We start from the raw sequence: 16,856 nt of genomic DNA, 5'->3' as shown, positions 1-16,856 counted from the left end.
CAACGCTGATAAATATCTACCTACTCAGAGCTTAGAGAAATGGGACGTTACAAGGTAAAATAGCGGCATCAATGTCCAACGACATATTTAAAAGGCATACAAAGTGGCAAATTTCGGAAAGCTCTTCATCGTTCCTACTCCTATCGGTAATTTAGAAGATATTACTCTGCGCGCAATTCGTACCTTAAATGAGGTGGATTTGATTGCGGCAGAAGATACGCGTCATAGCCAAAAACTCATGCAGCACTTTGATATATCCACACGCTTAATTTCATTACATGATCACAACGAAACTCAGCGGGCGGCACAATTAATTGAAAAGTTGCAACAAGGTTTAAATATTGCGCTTATCTCTGATGCGGGCACGCCGCTAATTAGCGATCCGGGTTACGGATTGGTGAATCAATGTAGGGCAAACCGTGTTGATGTAATCCCTTTACCTGGTGCATGCGCGGCAATCACAGCATTAAGTGGGGCAGGACTCGCTACCGACAGATTTCGTTTCGAAGGCTTTTTGCCGGCCAAGCAACAAGCAAAAATTCAAGCGCTAGAGTCGATAGAGCGTGAAACTGCTACCAGCGTATTTTATGAATCCCCGCGCAGAATTGCTGATACCGTACAGGCTGTTGTTGATGTGCTAAGGGCTGAACGCAAGGTGGTGGTAGCCAAAGAGCTGAGTAAGACCTTCGAGACCTTCTATTCAGGTACGGCAGGTGAAGCCCTTGAGTGGTTGCATGCGGATTCGAATCATCAACGAGGTGAGTTTGTGCTGATGATTGCGGGACATAAATCTGATGTAAGTGATATTCCAGAAGAGGCATTGAAGTTGCTTAAGTTATTGATGGCTGAATTGCCACCCAAGAAAGCGGCTGCCATTGTTGCCCAGCAATATGGCTTAAAAAAGAATACCTTGTATCAAATTGGTTTAGAGTTTGGCAGTGAGTCATAACGTTATTGTACAAAAACTCTTAGCATGGAAGTGGCGTTGGAAGGTATGAATGGAGGAGTCTAAATTTAGTGCGCAGTAGTATGATTTCACCTATCATCCTCGACATTGAGGCAAGCGGATTTGGTGCCAGTAGTTATCCTATTGAAGTGGGCGTTGCACTGGACCCAGATACACGCTTCTGCCGACTTATTCGCCCGCAGAATGACTGGCAACATTGGAGCAAAGAGGCACAAGGGCTACATGGCATCAGTCGGAGTATGTTGCTTGAAAAAGGTGCGCCTGTACATCAAGTATGTATCGAACTTAATCAACTGCTGAATGGACTCACTGTTTATTCCGATGGGTGGGTGGTAGATAGTCCATGGTTATCGCGCTTATATGAGAGTGCAGGCATGAGCATGTCTTTCGAATTAAGTCAGCTTGAAATGATATTAAATGAACATCAAATGGATAATTGGCATTTGGCAAAGTCCCGAATTTTATCTGAAACGGGAGAGCAACGTCATCGCGCGAGTTTTGATGCTTCTATCATTTTACAAACCTATTTAGCCACACGTAACATTTAATTTAACTGCCAATACTGGCGCGCTCGCAAGAGTGTAACCCTCGGCCTTTCAGCCATCCATTAGGATTCCAAATACATGCAAACACATGAAGCCGGTTGCTTAAATGAGCAAGTGATCGTGTATATCTGTGAGCAGCTTACCATTTCAGGTTACTGCGTCGTTTCTGACTTTTTACCAGAGCTGGTGATAAATGCACTTTATCTTGAAGCGAGTAGTGATGTGCGCCTCAACTTTAAGCAAGCAGCCATCGGCCGTGAGCAACTTCAACAAGTGAATACCGGTGTGCGCAGTGACAGTATTGCGTGGATTAACAGTCAAAGTGAATCTCAAGGCTTATTTTTAAAGTTGATGGAAAACCTGAGAATAGAGATAAATCGGCGTTTATTTTTAGGATTATTCGATTACGAAAGCCATTATGCTCATTACGGCCCAGGTGATTTTTATAGACGTCATGTGGATGCTTTTAAAGGAAACAGTAATCGTCTGCTTAGCAGTGTTGTGTATTTAAACGCTGATTGGGTTAAAGCTGATGGAGGGGAATTACTTATGTTTCATGATGATCAAGTATCACCTTTTTTGATAGTAGAGCCTACTTTTAACCAATGTATTATTTTTTTGAGTGAGCAATTTCCCCATGAAGTCCGCGCGGCTAAAAGGGATCGTTACAGTATTGCGGGATGGTTTCGCACCAACAATAGCATCGGTGGACAAATCGATCCTCCGCGCTAAACATATTTGAATACAAGATCTGTGTTGCTTTAAATATTACAAATAATATAAATTTCATAATAAGCCAATGAGCGTGACAATAATTCGAAAAAAGACATAAATAAGAGAAAAAAATGAAGATATTTAATCCTACTGCACTCCTTACAGCACTGACCATGATATCGGTAAGTTGCCTCGTTCAAGCGGACGAACAGCTATACACTGTCCAGCCATCTATTACACCGGAACTTGCATTTGCAGGGCAATACACAGTTGGTGTGCAAACGCTCAACGTAACCCACGAAAAGCAACTTGATACACAGTCGTTTACATCACGTAAAGACCGCCCACTGACCTTAGAGGTGTGGTATCCAGCCGATCCTAAAGCGACTGCAGCCTCAACTGCTACTTATGAAAACGTCACCCGTCTGCACAAACCCTTTAGCTTAATAGGTACGGCTCATCGAAACGCTGCTCCTCAATCATCAGGTCAATTTCCTTTAGTTGTGCTGTCTCATGGTTATACTGGCTATCGAACGATCATGTATTATCTTGGTGAACATTTAGCCAGTCATGGCTATATCGTTGTAGGTATTGACCATACAGACTCGACCACTGGGGATGTAGATTTCGTAAATTCAGGTTTCTCTGGTTTTCCTAGCACTTTAATAAACCGGGCGCGGGACCAGCAATTTGTGCTCGATTATTTTAGCCAAGACAGTTCAGACATCGCTAAGATCGCTGATACCGACGATGCAGCAGTCATTGGCTATTCCATGGGCGGCTTTGGTGCAATCAATACTATTGGTGCTTGCTACGACTTTCATCAAGAGGGGTTACAACGTCTGGGTTTCCCTGAAGATGCGGCCAAACAACTATTGCCGGTATTTAATAGTTGCAATGGGGGACGGGAGTCAGTGGACCCTCGCTGGAAAGCGATGATTGCTTTCGCACCTTGGGGCGGTGAAACCTCTGTACACGATGCGAAATCGATGGCGAATATTACGGTTCCAAGTCTTTATGTATCAGGGGATCAGGATGATGTATCCGGCTATGAAGACGGCGTTAAAAAACTTTTTGAACAAACCGGTAGTGATAACAAGTATCTGATGGTGTTTGAAAATGCACGGCATAACATTGCGCCACATCCAGCACCTAAAGTGGCATATGAAACTGACGCTGACCTGGGCCATTACATTGAGGCTAGTTGGGACAACGAGCAGCTTAACCGCATCAATGAACACATGAGTTTGGCATTTTTAGATTGTTTCGTGAAAAATGACCAGAGCAAATGCGCCTACTTACCCACGCGCGACAATGCTACTCAGATGAAAGATAGTGACGGTAAACTTAGCGAGGCATGGCCAGGGTTCGCTGATCGCTGGGCAACAGGAATTCGCTTTTACCGCGGCAAAAACGCCAAGTAGGGTTAGGGTATTGAGTCAGACAATATTGGATTGAATAAAAGCTAATTCATTACAAAGCCCGTTCAGCGAGTCGTAAACGGGCTTTTTATTATGCATAAGTTAATTAATGCTGTTCTGCGTAAGTTTCCACTGCTTGCCAAACACGTAAGAAATTACCACTTAGTATTTTCTTGATATCCGCTTGTGAGTAATCTCGATCCATTAAACCTTGTACCAAATTGGGATAGGTAGACACGTCCTTCAAGCCTTCTGGCAATGAGTCACCTACACCGTCATAATCTGAACCAATACCCACATGGTCAATGCCGATAAGTTCGACTACGTGGTCAATGTGATCTAGCACGGTATCCACGTTGGCGAACGGGAAGGGGTTTTTAGCCGTGTATTCTTCATCAAAATCAGTGACTAATGGACTGTCTTTACCTTCTTTTTCCACAAGCGCTTTACGCTTAGCCGTCATCTGATTACGCCAGTTTTGTGAAATTTTGCTGACAAAAGTAGAGCCAAAGTTGATTTGAATGACACCGCCGTTATCACCTAGGGCTTTGATCATGTCATCGTCCATATTACGTTCGAAGCCTGGGGTGAACTTACGTAATGAAGAGTGAGAAGCGATAACAGGCACCTTGCTCACTTCGATAGCTTGATAGAATGCTTTATCAGATACGTGCGAAATATCTACCATTACGCCTATGTTGTTCATTTCTTCGACCAAGGTTTTACCAAAAGGGCTCAAGCCCTTCCATTTACGACGGATATCGTAAGATGAGTCAGCAATATGGTTGCTTTGGGAATGAGCGAGGGTGATATAGCGAATACCGCGCTCATGAAATGTTTTAAGATTATCCAAGTCACCTTGAATAGGAGAGCCATTCTCCATCCCCATGGGCAGTGAAATCAAACCTTGTTTAAACTGCTCTCTTACATCCGCAACGCTCTTCGCAATCGCAAATTTATCCGGTGCACGCCCGACAATCGCCTCTACATAATCAATCAGTTTATGGGCAAGCGCAGTGGACTCATCAGAATCATCAAGGCTGGCTGGCACATAAATAGACATAAAAGGCGCATTTAAGCCACCTGCTTTTGCTCGTGGATAGTCAAAATCGCCGCCATCAGTGGCCTGTGTAACATCGACCCATTTTTCACTGACGCGATAGGGCACATCTATATGCGAATCTATCAGAATGGTGTCTTGGGCTAGCTGAGTTGCCTTTTCTGACGCCTGGTAGGCTGCGCTCACCGGGCTCGAAAAAGCCAGTGTGCAGGCAATAAATAATGCAGTTCTATGTAAGGTGTTCATGTCGTTCCTTTGTTTGAATTTTTATTTAGTGTGTTTTTATTGCTTTTGCACTTACTCGCGCAGGCGATTTACCCGCTAGGCATATCCCCTGATACGCTTTATACATTTCAGCGTATTCAGTGATGGTATAAAGGAAGCTAGGGTAATGTAAAGCATGAGGTAATACGTGGGCGTGTATATCTCAGCGTGAAAATAACAGAGCGAATTTACTAAATTGGAAAAATAGCATACTAGCGTAGAGGAAGTTAGAGTCAGAAGGAAACAGAAACCGCGCTAGCCAAATCAGCAAGCGCGGCACAAATCTAATGCGTTACACTTTTGTAAGATGGAACAGCAAACTGCTTTGTGGCGTCAACAATGGCATTTGCATACCCAATTGCATCAATAATTCACCACTAAAGACGTGACCATCAACTGCACCAAGGTGATTAGCGAAACCAAACAGACCAGATTTTGGCCATTTGTCAGTGTTCTTTATTGGCCAAATGATATCGAGCTTGTATTGGCTGTTCTTGTCTAAACCTGCAAACTTATATTGATCGGGTAAGGTGGCCGAGCTGCATGCCACCAAACTGTACGAGAACAGTGCTTGTGACTTGTCTTTGGCAACGATACCTAGCCCATTCATATAAGCCGGAAGCTCTAAGCGGAACAAATCGCCGCTGTGCACTAATGCACGATGTTGTTTGTATAAGTCGGTCATAGCTTTGAGCTCGACTTTCTCGGCATCTGTTAGCTCACGTAAATCCATTTCCATGCCCATGTGGCCGAACAAGGTCACTGAAGCGCGCATTTCCATTGAAACAGTGCGGTGGGTAATGTGACACTCTCTTGGGCCTACGTGTGAGCCCATTAGCTCTGAAGGCAAGAAATACGAGAAACCATTTTGAATTTTTAGGCGCTCAAGTGCGTCGTTAGAATCTGAAGTCCATACGCGGTCAGTGCGCGCCAGTACGCCATAGTCAGCACGACCGCCACCCGATGCACAGCTTTCAACTTCCACTTGCGGATGGGCTTCACGAATTTTATCCAATAAGCGATACACCGCATGTATTTGATTATGGCCACCTGGCTTACCGCTATGGTTGCCTTGATGGTTCAAATCACGGTTCATGTCCCATTTTACGTAGCTAATATCGTATTCTGATAACAAAGAGTCTAAACGCTCGAACAAATATTCGAATACTTCTGGGCGAGATAAATCGAGCACCAATTGATTACGGCAGTCTATCTGCTTGGCGACTTCGTTGCCTAACACCCACTCAGGGTGCTGGCGGTATAGGTCACTATCTGGGTTGACCATTTCTGGCTCGAACCACAAGCCAAATTCTAAGCCTTGGGCTTTGACATGATCAATAACAGGCGTTAACCCTTCTGGGTAAAACGCTTTGTCCACGTACCAGTCTCCTAATCCTGCTGTGTCATCGTTACGGCCAATAAACCAACCATCATCTAATACAAAACGCTCGGCGCCCATTTCTGCGGCTCTTTCGGCCAAGTCTTTCAGTGTGTCTACGTCGTGGTTGAAGTAGATGCCTTCCCAAGTGTTGTAATGCACCGGTCGAGGTTTGTCGTGCACGCTTTGGCGAATGATATGCGTGCGCACATATTGATGAAACTGCTGAGATAAAGCTGATAAGCCTTGGTCTGTGTAACTGGCAAACAGAGTCGGCGTCTGGTAACTCTGATTTTTACTTAACACTATTTCACCTGGAAATAACAACTCGCCCATCTGCACATAAGAGCGACCATCAGCCATTTTTTCAGCGACGATTTTGTGATTACCACTCCAACCTAAATGAAAACCATAGGCTTCACCTTGAGCTTGATTGGTGGTTTTAGGGTGCAACAATAGGGCTGGATAGCTGTCGTGTGAGGTTTTGCCACGACGATTTTCGCGCACGTATGAGCCAAAGAATTTATCCAGCGAGTGTTGTTGAAACTCACCCGCCCAATGGCCTTCAAAGCCGATAATTTGATCAAAGTCCGCTGGGGTTGGAATAGTGGCTGCTGCGCACCAGTCAAGCGTGATGGTTTGCTCAGTGATGTTATTTAAAGCGGTATCAAATGTCAGTACATCTGTGTCTGGGTCTAGTTTTATGGTGACAACGACTTCAACACCGCGAGCGGCATCTATGCTGGTAAGCGTGACGCTGTATTCATTATTCTGTGTCACTTTCTTTAACATAGGGTTGGCAGCCCACTGGTCGCTGCTGCCATGCAAACTTAGCCCAGGTAACCCAGTAAAGCCTTGGCCAGATGTAGGTGTGATGCATAGGTCAAGTTCAACAATAGGGGAGACTGGCGCTTCTTGACGTAAGCGAAGCGCGCGCATCATATCGCCAGTGGATTGTTCTGACAGCTTAGCGCGCCAGTAAATTATTTGTGGTGTTTCATACCCGACGTCTAAAACTAGGCTGCTCTTTTGCCCATGAAGGGCAATGAATTGTGCTGCATGTTGCGTCATATAGGGTCCTTAAATAAAGTAAATTTGTTCAGAATAAAGTGAATAGGACATTTTACTCGGTTTTAAAAGCATATAAATAGTATTATTTAACTTTCGGTAACATTCCGTGAAGCTTATTTGATATTTTTAATGTGCATAGTCAGCGTCAGAGCACACTAAATTCAAGGATCACGTAAATTTTACTTTTAATTAACCCAAGCCAAAAGCGTTCTAATAATTAGTGACTATGCTGTTAAAAATTGTTTTTGATTGAGTACATTAATGTCGTCTTTATTTTTCCTCAACCAGATGAAAAACAACAAGTTTATAGCTGCTTTCCAACCATTTTTATTTTTTACGATAAATAGTATTTTACACCTTAACCATGTTGCACATATGTTGACAAATTGTATTAATACTATTTAACATACATATCAGTAGGAAAGCTGAGTGGCATGATCCTATAGTTATGCGAGTAGTTTGAGTGGAACGGTAAACTTGCAAAGCGCCAAAAAAACAAAGAACACATCATATTAACAGGACACAAACGGGGCACATCCCATGAAAAAATCATACATCTGGTCGGCAGTAAAAACCGCCCTATTAGTACCTACTGTTGCTGGTTTAGCTATGCAAGCATCAGCACAAGAAGCAAGCGACGATAGTAACCTTGAAGTGATTCAAGTACGTGGAATCGTCAGCAGTTTAAAACGCGCCATGTCAGATAAAAAAGAATCATTAATCGTATCTGATGGCATCGCAGCCGAAGATTTGGGCAAATTCCCAGATTTGAACGTGGCTGAATCTTTACAGCGTATTACGGGGGTTTCAATTGACCGTAGTGGCGGTGAAGGGCAGTTCGTTACAGTTCGCGGTTTCGGCCCTCAATTTAACAATGTATTGGTTAATGGCCGTCAACTTGCGACTGAAAACCCGGGCCGTGAGTTCAGTTTTGATGTGCTAGCAGCTGAAATTATTACTGGCGCTAATGTTTATAAAAGTACAAATGCGACACTTCAAGAAGGGGGCATTGGTGCAACGATCAACGTTAGTACTGCAAGGCCATTTGATTATGATGGTTTTAGAATGGCTGGCTCACTTAAGGGGACTTACGAAGATTTAAATGAAAAAACATCTCCAAGTGCATCTTTCCTTGTAAGCAATACTTTTGCTGATGACAAAATGGGTGTGTTACTAGCCTTATCTCACCAAAAACGTGATGTCGATATTAACTCAATCGGCACCAGTGGCTGGCGTCCAGGGATTACGGTTTCTAATACCGCAGGTGATGTATTAGCCAGTAATATTTATATTCCACGTAACGTTGATCATATTTCTGATGTCCAAGAACGTACACGGACTAATGCTTCACTGGTGTTGCAATACGCGCCAACAGAAGAAGTATCTATTACCTTTGACGGCTTCCTATCTGAATTCGAAGTTGACTCTTTGCAACATGATTTAGCCGCTTGGTATGAACCAACGCGTGTTGGCGCAGTTGAATTTGACGAAGCTACTCGTACAGCGACTTATATTGATCAAGTAGGCGGAAATGCAGCAACTGATTTCGTCGAAAGTACCGGCAACAGTCGCGATGTATCAATCGAAGCATTTGGTCTAAATGTTGAGTGGGATATTCGTGATAATCTTAAAGCCAATTTTGATGTATCTACTTCTACTGCAGAGAATGATACGTCTAACGGCGATACTTTTTTCACCGTTATCGGTATCGTAAATAATTATCAAACTACCCTAGAAAATGGTAGCTTTTTGACTCAGCATGACGGCATTTCTTCAGCCGGACTGCCATCATCTGATCTAGGTCGTGCTCACGTATATGGTAAGAGTGGCGATAATGACAAAGATGAAATCACCGAACTAAAAGCTGACTTCGTCTATACGCCTGATAGTGATACGTTCACCCGCATGACGTTTGGTGCTTATTATCAAGACCGTGAAAAATCTATTCAAAACTATTCTCAAACTAATGAACTAGGCCAAATGTTTGGTTTGTTCGGTGGTTACCGGGTACCGGTTCCTGCGGGAACGTTAACACCTTATACGGCTAATAATTTCTTTAGCGGCGTAACGGACACTTGGTACACCTATGATGCCGCAGGCTTTTTTGATGTCTTAGCATCTAACACCGAGATGCAAGCTTCGAATGATGCAAGTGCAGGCCTAGCGCCAGGTACTACTGCAGCAATTATTGCTGCAAACAATGCTTGGGCTCCTGAGCGTCTTGATGATTTCTCAATTATTAGCGAAGAAGTTACCAGTTTGTATATGGATTTCGTATTTCAAGGCGATTTGGCTGATATGCCTTGGACGGTAAACGTAGGTGCTCGTTACAGTGAAACCACAACATCCGTTGACGGTGTTGAGCGTATTTTAGCTGACGTGATTGCGACCAGTGATACCACTTTGTTCGCGAATGTGTTCAGTGAAGCCACGTCACCCATTACAAAAGGTGGCAGCTACGCAAACTTACTACCTAGCGTTAACTTCAAGCTAGATGTGCAAGACGATATGGTATTGCGTTTCTCTATATACGATTCTTTGACTCGCCCTACCTTGTCTCAATTGTCTCCTGCTACGACTATCGGCGAACCTCGTTTACAAAACTTAACGGCTTCCGGTGGTAACCCCGCCCTGAAACCATTTAAGTCTGAAAACTGGGATCTGTCTTTTGAATGGTACTTTGCTGATGCGAGTTCATTAACGTTTGCTTATTTCAATAAAGAAGTCGATGACTTTATTGTCACTTTACGTGGGGATGAAACGTTTGTACTAGGCGATCGAGCTAACACGCTAGGTAATATTTGTGGAAACTGTGCCGCGGACGATCTTCCTCCAGGTGCCGTTGTTGCCGATGAGCTTCAAGGTATATCTGAAGACTTCTTAGTGAGCCGTCCACAAAATGGCGAGACAGCTGAAGTCAATGGCTTCGAAGTAGCTATTACTCATGTTTGGGACAATGGCTTTGGTTTCACAGCTAATGCCACGGTTGTTAACAGTAATGCAGCTATTGATACCAGTGTTTCTCAAACTTTCGCACTAGAAGGTTTAGGTGATTCTCAAAACTTGATCCTGTTCTACGAGCAAGACGCTTGGCAAGCTCGTATTGCTTTCAATAACCGTGAAGCGTTCTTACAAACTCTGGCTGCTGGTACAGGAGAACCTGAGTTTGTTGATACCTATGGTCAGTGGGATGCGAGTGCAAGTTATGATATCAACGAGAACGTAACAGTGTTCTTTGAAGGAATTAACTTAACTGGTGAAGAAACGGTTAAGCACGGTCGCTTTGCAAATCAGATAACACAAATTCAAGATACTGGAACACGATATGCCGTTGGTGTACGCGCTAGTTTCTAAGTTTGCTGAAAATAAGCGCAACGCGTGGATACGTGATGCGCTTATCTGATAACAACATCATGGCTCGCCAGTATTAAGCGGGCCATTTTTCCTATAAAATAACACGTTAAATAAATTACCTCATAAAGGATGTCAGGCTTTATTAGGTAGGCCATTTAATGGCGATTTAAGTATTAAACCCTTACTTAGATTGAAGCAATGCTGGAGTGCAACACGCAATGCTCCACACTCGTTACTACGCGGATTAATTCATTCATGTCAAAGGCTGTTAAGAAAATTGTCATCGTTGGTGGCGGCACAGCAGGCTGGTTAACGGCTGCTATTGTTGCTGCGCAGCATAGAACAGATGATAACAACGGGTTACAGATCCTATTAGTTGAATCTTCTGATATTCCCACAGTGGGAGTCGGCGAAGGCACTTGGCCCACCATGAAGAATACCCTGCAGCAAATAGGGTTAAAAGAAAGCGAGGTTTTTGCTCGCTGTCATGCTGGGTTTAAGCAAGGGGGGAAATTTGTGGATTGGGTCCACGGTAATGGAGATTTTTACTATCATCCTTTTACTGTTCCTCTTGGTTACGGCCGAATAGATCTTGCTCCATATGTAGAAAACATCGAAAATTATGCCGTAGAATCCAACTTTCAACATCATGTTTGCGAAGCCGGTTTAGCGCCGCGTTCAATGGCTGAGGCCGAATACAAGGGGCAGTGTAATTACGCGTATCACCTTGATGCGGGGGAGTTTGCTGAAGTACTTAAAGAACACTGTAAAAACGCCTTAAATGTGACTCAAATCATAGGCACAGTTGATAAGGTCAATTTAACCGAAGATGGCGCTATTGGCTCAATTACGTTGACTAACCATAAGCAGATCGACGGTGATTTATTCGTAGATTGCACTGGCTTTGCTTCTTTACTCTTAGGCCAAGCATTAGATGTCCCCTTCATTTCAGCAGACAAAGTCTTATTTAACGACTCAGCATTAGCTTTGCATATGCCATACGAAGACCCGACCAGCCCGATTGCCAGCCATACCATAGCAACAGGGCAAAATGCGGGATGGATATGGGACATTGGCTTAACGCATAGGCGTGGCGTGGGTCATGTGTATTCTAGCCAGTATTTATCAGATGATGAAGCTGAAGCAAATTTGCGCCGTTATCTAGGCCCAAGATCTGACGATATTCCAGTACGTAAAATTAGTTTTAAATCTGGACATCGCGCGCAAGTATGGAAGAAAAATTGCGTAGCTGTGGGCATGGCCGCGGGTTTCGTTGAGCCTTTAGAGGCCACTGCCATTATGTTAGTTGAAATCTCGGCTCGGTTTATTGCCGATAATATCCCGCCTGATACCCGTTTGACCCCAATAATCGAAAAGCGATTTAATCAACAAATGGCCTATCGTTGGTCGCGAATTATCGACTTTCTTAAATTGCACTACATGCTAACTAAGCGCCCTGAACCTTATTGGCAGGCGCATACCGATCCCGATTCTATACCAGAGTCATTGCAAGAAGATTTAGCCCTATGGAAGTTTCGAGGACCGATTACGGCCGACTTTGACGCTGCTGTAGAGTTATTCCCCGCTGCCAGTTATCAATATGTACTGTATGGCATGGGCTTCAAGCCAGATTTTAGTCGTCAACCTCATTTGTATAATGAGCAAGGGAACGCGCAGAAAATTATTCATCGTAATCAGCAGCTTACTCAGCAGTTGTTGCAAACGCTTCCTCCACACAGAGAATACATAGAGCGGTGGTTAAGCACCCAACGTATGAGATAACCATGAGCACACTTGTCGAATTAAGTAATACCGTACACAAAGATTTAAAGCTTAAAGAAAATAGCCTAGCGCAGTTTGCCGCCAGCCAGCAAATTATGCGTCTTCGGGTGCCTGAGGTAGGCAAGGCTGCCACTAATTTTCCGCTGTTTTTTTCACGTAATCAGCAAGATGGCAGTTGGGTGTTAACAGCACTTAGCAGTTTTGAGCCGATGCAAAATTTGTTTGTTGATGAAGGGCGTTGGAATGCGATTTATCAACCCATCAGTTTACAAACGTTTCCGTTTTATTTAATGCAATCTCCCAAAGTAGAAAATAGCTACACCATAGGGATATTGGAGAGCAGTGACGCTTTCTCTACTGAAGCGGGTGAAGCCATATTCGATAGTGCCGGTAGAGCATCATTGTATCTCACTAAAGCAAAGAATTTATTAGAAGCAGGCATTAAACAGGACATAGACACCCATCGCTTTATGCAAGAAACAGAATCGTTAGGTTTGATAAAAGCCATTGATCTGCAATTGGTGTTTGAAGATGGTAATACACAGAATATCGCAGGTTTGTGCACAATCGATGAGGACAAACTGCATAGTCTAGCCGCTGAGAAAATAACGGTACTAAATGACAGCGGTTACCTAATCGCTATTCATGCCATGTTGCTGTCGATTTATCAGTTAAATCTGTTACTTCGAAAGCACAATGAACGGAATACCCACAATAAGATCACTCAACTTAAAATCGAAGTAGCAAAAGACAGAGTGGCGTCTTAACCCTTAAAATTTGTTTCGTGTTTGCCACATTTCTGGGTGGTATACAGCGGATTATCAAGCACATAAATAGTAATCAATGTACACACAGCATGATTACAGAGGAAATATCAGATGTCAGAAAATATGGTTCAAGCGGCAGTATTCGCACTGGTTACGGGCATAATTGGCTTGTTAACGTATTTGAAGTGCCGTGGACATGGACATAACCAGCAAAGCCAAAATAAGGAGTACTTTCTAGCTGGTGGTGGTTTAACGTGGATGTTTGTTGCGGGCTCTATCACTTTAACTAACTTGAGTACCGACCAACTTGTTGGCATGAACGGTAACCAAATGGCTTTGCTAGCATGGTGGGAATTTGCCGCGGTTATTGGTTTGATTATTTTGGCTAAAGTGTTTATCCCCATTTATTACAAATACAATTGTACAACGACCACAGAACTGTTGGAAAAACGATATAAAAACAAACATATACGTGCAGTGATTGGGATGTTGTTTTTCCTAGGTAATGCATTGATATACATGCCTGCGGTCATTTATTCTGGCTCGCTGTTTATGCAAACCATGTTCAATGTTGATATTCCACTCATGTATATTGCTATTGCGTTTGCTGCGCTGGGTGCGGTGTACGCTATTTTCGGCGGTTTACGTGCGGTAGCAGTGTCTGATACTTATTCAGGTGTATTATTACTGACCATGGCAGTGTTAGTGGTGTTCTTATCTCTTGCTGCTATCGACTTCGACTTTACAGGCATTCCTGCAGAGCGTTTAACTCTAGTGGGCGGCCCTGACTCACCGTTACCTTGGCCAACACTGCTTACCGGCATGATATTCATCCAAATGTATTACTGGGGCACCAACCAAACAATTACCCAGCGCGCTATGGCTGCACCTAATGTCAAAGAGGCGCAAAAAGGTGTGTTCGCAGCAGCTGCAATTCGTATCCTTATTGTTCCGGCAATTATCGTTCTACCAGGTATTGTGTCGTTCAAACTGTATGGCGATATCGGTGATGCTGCATACGGTCGTATCGTTGGCGATGTTATGCCATTGTGGCTAACTGGTGTGTTTGCAGCGGCGATGGCTGCGGCCGTACTTTCAACCTACAACAGTTTATTGAACTCAGCGACGGCTTTATACGTATGTGATATTCATGAGGCATACGTTAACGATAACCCTAACGTAGTGCGCTTAAGTGGCTGGGTAACGGCTATGTTGACAATATTGTCCTTGGTACTGGTACCTATTTACCAGCAAGCCGACAGTATCATTAACTTGTTGCAACAGTTAAATGGTTTATTAAGCATGCCAATATTGTCAATATTCGTAGTTGGATTGGTGTTCAAAGATGTGGATGCACGAGCGGGTATTGCCGCTGTGATTTTCGGCGTATTGCTTTACGGCTCACTGACTTTCGATTTCTCGCCTGTGTATACGACGTTGCACTACATCCATCTTATGCCAATCACTTTAGTGTCATGCATCAGCTTCGCATTGTTCATTAATCGTTTTGTATTAGGACAACGAGCAAAATTAGCCTGGGGCAGTAACGACGGCCTCGAAGCAGCAAAATAACGCATAAATTAAATTTAATTATCGGAAGAGAAATGAACAACCTGAGAAAGAGTAACATCCGTAAATTGCCGAAAGGGACATTTGACACATTGATCATTGGCGGCGGCATTAATGGCGCCGTGGCCGCGGCGGCACTCGCTGCTAAAGGTGTGAAGGTCGCGTTGATTGATAAAGGTGATTTCGCGGGCTTTACCAGTTCTAACTCTTCAAATTTAGCCTGGGGTGGCATTAAATATCTTGAAAGTTACGAATATGGTTTGGTCAACAAGTTATGTAAAAGTCGTAATCATTTAATGCGCAGTTACCCGTCTACAGTGAAAGAAATCCGTTTCTTGACCAGTATTCAAAAAGGCTTTCGTTTTCCACCTGCCTTCATATACATGGGCACCTTACTGTACTGGGTAATGGGCCGACTGTTTACTAAAATGCCTAACTACCTCACGGGCGGTAAAATCAAGTCGCTAGAAAGCGTGATCAATACCCAAAATGTCACCGGTGGCTTTGAATACTCTGATGCCTATCTGCAAGACAATGATGCACGTTTTGTATTCAATTTTATTCGCTCAAGTATGAGTTATGGATGTATTGCGGCAAACTATGTTGAGTCACTTGGGTCAACTCGCGAAAATGATATGTGGGTAACAAAAGCAAAAGATGGCATCACTGGCGAAGAGTTTGAGATAACGTCTAAGGTCCTAATCAACGCAGCAGGGCCGTTCGTTGACCCGTTAAATGAATTGAATGAAGAAAAGACGGATCATCATCATGTCTTCTCAAAAGGTATTCACTTAATAGTGGATAAAGTAACCGACAGCAACAAGGTACTTACCTTCTTTGCCGATGATGGGCGCTTGTTTTTCGTTATCCCTATGGGGCCAAAGACCTGTATAGGTACCACGGATACGCAGGTAGACAACCCTTATGCACATGTCACAGAGGCTGACCGCCAATTTGTACTCGACAACGTTAATAAGCTTCTAGCGCTTGATAAGCCATTAACCAAAGATGATGTTATTGCCGAGCGTTGTGGTGTGCGTCCATTAGCGATTAAAGGCTCTGGCGGAAAAGCTGATTGGGTACAATTGTCACGCAAACATGCGATTGACCAAAACGCTCAGCACAAATACATGTCTATTTTCGGTGGCAAACTCACTGATTGCATCAATGTGGGCGATGAAGTAGCCGGCATTGTAAAAGAGTTTGGTATCGATCTGCCCTATGCCGATTTCAAATGGTATGGCGAGCCAGATGATACTGTGCGCGATGAATTCTTTCACCGTGCCAAGTTAATGAACTTTGATGCTTTAACACCTGCAACTTCTTCTGAGCCGCTAACGTCGCGCTTTTGGCGCCGTTATGGGCGAAACGCCATCAACATGCTTGAAGCGATTCGGGAGAATCCACATAAGGCAGAGCTACTGATTGAAAACTCAGAGTATTTACGGGTTGAAATAGAGCACGCTGCCCAGCGTGAAATGGTCACTAAACTTGAAGATTTTCTGCGTCGACGTTCGAAAATTTCTTTGGTGGTGCGACAAGAAGATATTCTTAATGCGCCGGGCTTACGTGAGGCCTGTGAAATATTATTCGGTGATGAAGCAGAGGCTAAATTGCAGGAATATATTAGCAGTGTACGTAAAGATGTTAGTCCCGCCGCAGATGTGATAGCTTAAGCTTATTCGAGGCGCTTCATCATCTGTGGCGCCTTGTTTCAGCAAGATAAAGAGCATATTGCCTGCTTTTGTAGCGGCTTTGACAAGTGTATGAACAATTTAACTATATTTCATTTACATTCGTGACATCACTCAATAAATAAAAGATACTTGCTGTTGTGACATTAGCATTAGGGACTGCATATATAATGGCCTTGAGCCATTTTTTTGTACCTGTATAGCAGAATTTACCGAATCAGTCGGTTTGCTAATTGGCTATTAAAAGCAACCAGTTTTGAACATTAAAGT

At 43.6% G+C, this 16,856-nt stretch carries 11 protein-coding genes; 9 read left to right on the top strand and 2 right to left on the bottom strand.

What is annotated here, in order from left to right; all coding sequences use genetic code 11:
• Nucleotides 1-103 precede the first annotated feature (103 nt).
• From rsmI to AC0L6N_RS16820, 4 genes are all read left to right on the top strand, one after another.
• Nucleotides 104-949 carry a 16S rRNA (cytidine(1402)-2'-O)-methyltransferase gene (rsmI, locus tag AC0L6N_RS16835; RefSeq protein WP_473476179.1) on the top strand — a complete coding sequence of 282 codons (846 nt, stop codon included), beginning with the start codon at nucleotides 104-106 and terminating at the stop codon, nucleotides 947-949.
• A 68-nt stretch (nucleotides 950-1,017) separates the two neighbouring features.
• Nucleotides 1,018-1,515: a hypothetical protein gene (locus tag AC0L6N_RS16830; RefSeq protein ID WP_473476177.1), complete on the top strand. Its 498-nt coding sequence runs from the start codon at nucleotides 1,018-1,020 to the stop codon at nucleotides 1,513-1,515.
• Nucleotides 1,516-1,590: 75 nt separating this feature from the next.
• Nucleotides 1,591-2,244 (top strand): 2OG-Fe(II) oxygenase, encoded by a 654-nt coding sequence (locus AC0L6N_RS16825; protein ID WP_473476175.1) that lies wholly within the window; start codon nucleotides 1,591-1,593, stop codon nucleotides 2,242-2,244.
• 113 nt (nucleotides 2,245-2,357) lie between these two features.
• On the top strand, nucleotides 2,358-3,650 hold the full coding sequence (locus AC0L6N_RS16820; protein WP_473476173.1) for an alpha/beta hydrolase family protein: 1,293 nt from the start codon (nucleotides 2,358-2,360) through the stop codon (nucleotides 3,648-3,650).
• Nucleotides 3,651-3,753: 103 nt separating this feature from the next.
• On the opposite strand, the gene AC0L6N_RS16815 is transcribed toward AC0L6N_RS16820, so the two are convergent.
• Together AC0L6N_RS16815 and AC0L6N_RS16810 are read right to left on the bottom strand one after the other, a co-directional pair.
• Nucleotides 3,754-4,953, bottom strand: a complete 1,200-nt coding sequence (locus tag AC0L6N_RS16815) for a dipeptidase (protein ID WP_473476170.1) — start codon at nucleotides 4,951-4,953, stop codon at nucleotides 3,754-3,756.
• A 310-nt stretch (nucleotides 4,954-5,263) separates the two neighbouring features.
• Nucleotides 5,264-7,420: an alpha-galactosidase gene (locus AC0L6N_RS16810; RefSeq protein WP_473476167.1), complete on the bottom strand. Its 2,157-nt coding sequence runs from the start codon at nucleotides 7,418-7,420 to the stop codon at nucleotides 5,264-5,266.
• Between the two features lie 540 nt (nucleotides 7,421-7,960).
• On the opposite strand from AC0L6N_RS16810, the gene AC0L6N_RS16805 reads away from it, so the two are divergent.
• The 5 genes from AC0L6N_RS16805 to AC0L6N_RS16785 all read left to right on the top strand — a co-directional run bounded on the left by AC0L6N_RS16805 (nucleotide 7,961) and on the right by AC0L6N_RS16785 (nucleotide 16,568).
• Nucleotides 7,961-10,774: a TonB-dependent receptor gene (locus AC0L6N_RS16805; RefSeq protein WP_473476164.1), complete on the top strand. Its 2,814-nt coding sequence runs from the start codon at nucleotides 7,961-7,963 to the stop codon at nucleotides 10,772-10,774.
• A 255-nt stretch (nucleotides 10,775-11,029) separates the two neighbouring features.
• Nucleotides 11,030-12,556, top strand: a complete 1,527-nt coding sequence (locus AC0L6N_RS16800) for a tryptophan halogenase family protein (RefSeq protein WP_473476162.1) — start codon at nucleotides 11,030-11,032, stop codon at nucleotides 12,554-12,556.
• A 2-nt stretch (nucleotides 12,557-12,558) separates the two neighbouring features.
• Complete coding sequence (locus tag AC0L6N_RS16795) at nucleotides 12,559-13,323, top strand: SapC family protein (protein WP_011576408.1); 765 nt, start codon at nucleotides 12,559-12,561, stop codon at nucleotides 13,321-13,323.
• Between the two features lie 111 nt (nucleotides 13,324-13,434).
• Nucleotides 13,435-14,895, top strand: a complete 1,461-nt coding sequence (locus AC0L6N_RS16790; RefSeq protein WP_011576407.1) for an SLC5 family protein — start codon at nucleotides 13,435-13,437, stop codon at nucleotides 14,893-14,895.
• A 32-nt stretch (nucleotides 14,896-14,927) separates the two neighbouring features.
• Complete coding sequence (locus tag AC0L6N_RS16785; protein ID WP_473476160.1) at nucleotides 14,928-16,568, top strand: glycerol-3-phosphate dehydrogenase/oxidase; 1,641 nt, start codon at nucleotides 14,928-14,930, stop codon at nucleotides 16,566-16,568.
• The last annotated feature ends 288 nt before the right edge of the window (nucleotides 16,569-16,856 follow it).

This window comes from Paraglaciecola sp. G1-13, assembly GCF_055809255.1.
The sequence above is the reverse complement of the archived record's forward strand: the minus strand, read 5'-3'. Positions and strand labels throughout refer to the sequence as shown.

What these genes read in the sequence shown, in the direction of transcription:
- AC0L6N_RS16810 (WP_473476167.1), bottom strand. Translation starts at nt 7,420, where the DNA reads ATGACGCAACATGCAGCACAATTCATTGCCCTTCATGGGCAAAAGAGC.
- AC0L6N_RS16795 (WP_011576408.1), top strand. Translation starts at nt 12,559, where the DNA reads ATGAGCACACTTGTCGAATTAAGTAATACCGTACACAAAGATTTAAAG.
- AC0L6N_RS16805 (WP_473476164.1), top strand. Translation starts at nt 7,961, where the DNA reads ATGAAAAAATCATACATCTGGTCGGCAGTAAAAACCGCCCTATTAGTA.
- AC0L6N_RS16820 (WP_473476173.1), top strand. Translation starts at nt 2,358, where the DNA reads ATGAAGATATTTAATCCTACTGCACTCCTTACAGCACTGACCATGATA.
- AC0L6N_RS16790 (WP_011576407.1), top strand. Translation starts at nt 13,435, where the DNA reads ATGTCAGAAAATATGGTTCAAGCGGCAGTATTCGCACTGGTTACGGGC.
- AC0L6N_RS16800 (WP_473476162.1), top strand. Translation starts at nt 11,030, where the DNA reads ATGTCAAAGGCTGTTAAGAAAATTGTCATCGTTGGTGGCGGCACAGCA.
- AC0L6N_RS16815 (WP_473476170.1), bottom strand. Translation starts at nt 4,953, where the DNA reads ATGAACACCTTACATAGAACTGCATTATTTATTGCCTGCACACTGGCT.
- AC0L6N_RS16785 (WP_473476160.1), top strand. Translation starts at nt 14,928, where the DNA reads ATGAACAACCTGAGAAAGAGTAACATCCGTAAATTGCCGAAAGGGACA.
- AC0L6N_RS16825 (WP_473476175.1), top strand. Translation starts at nt 1,591, where the DNA reads ATGCAAACACATGAAGCCGGTTGCTTAAATGAGCAAGTGATCGTGTAT.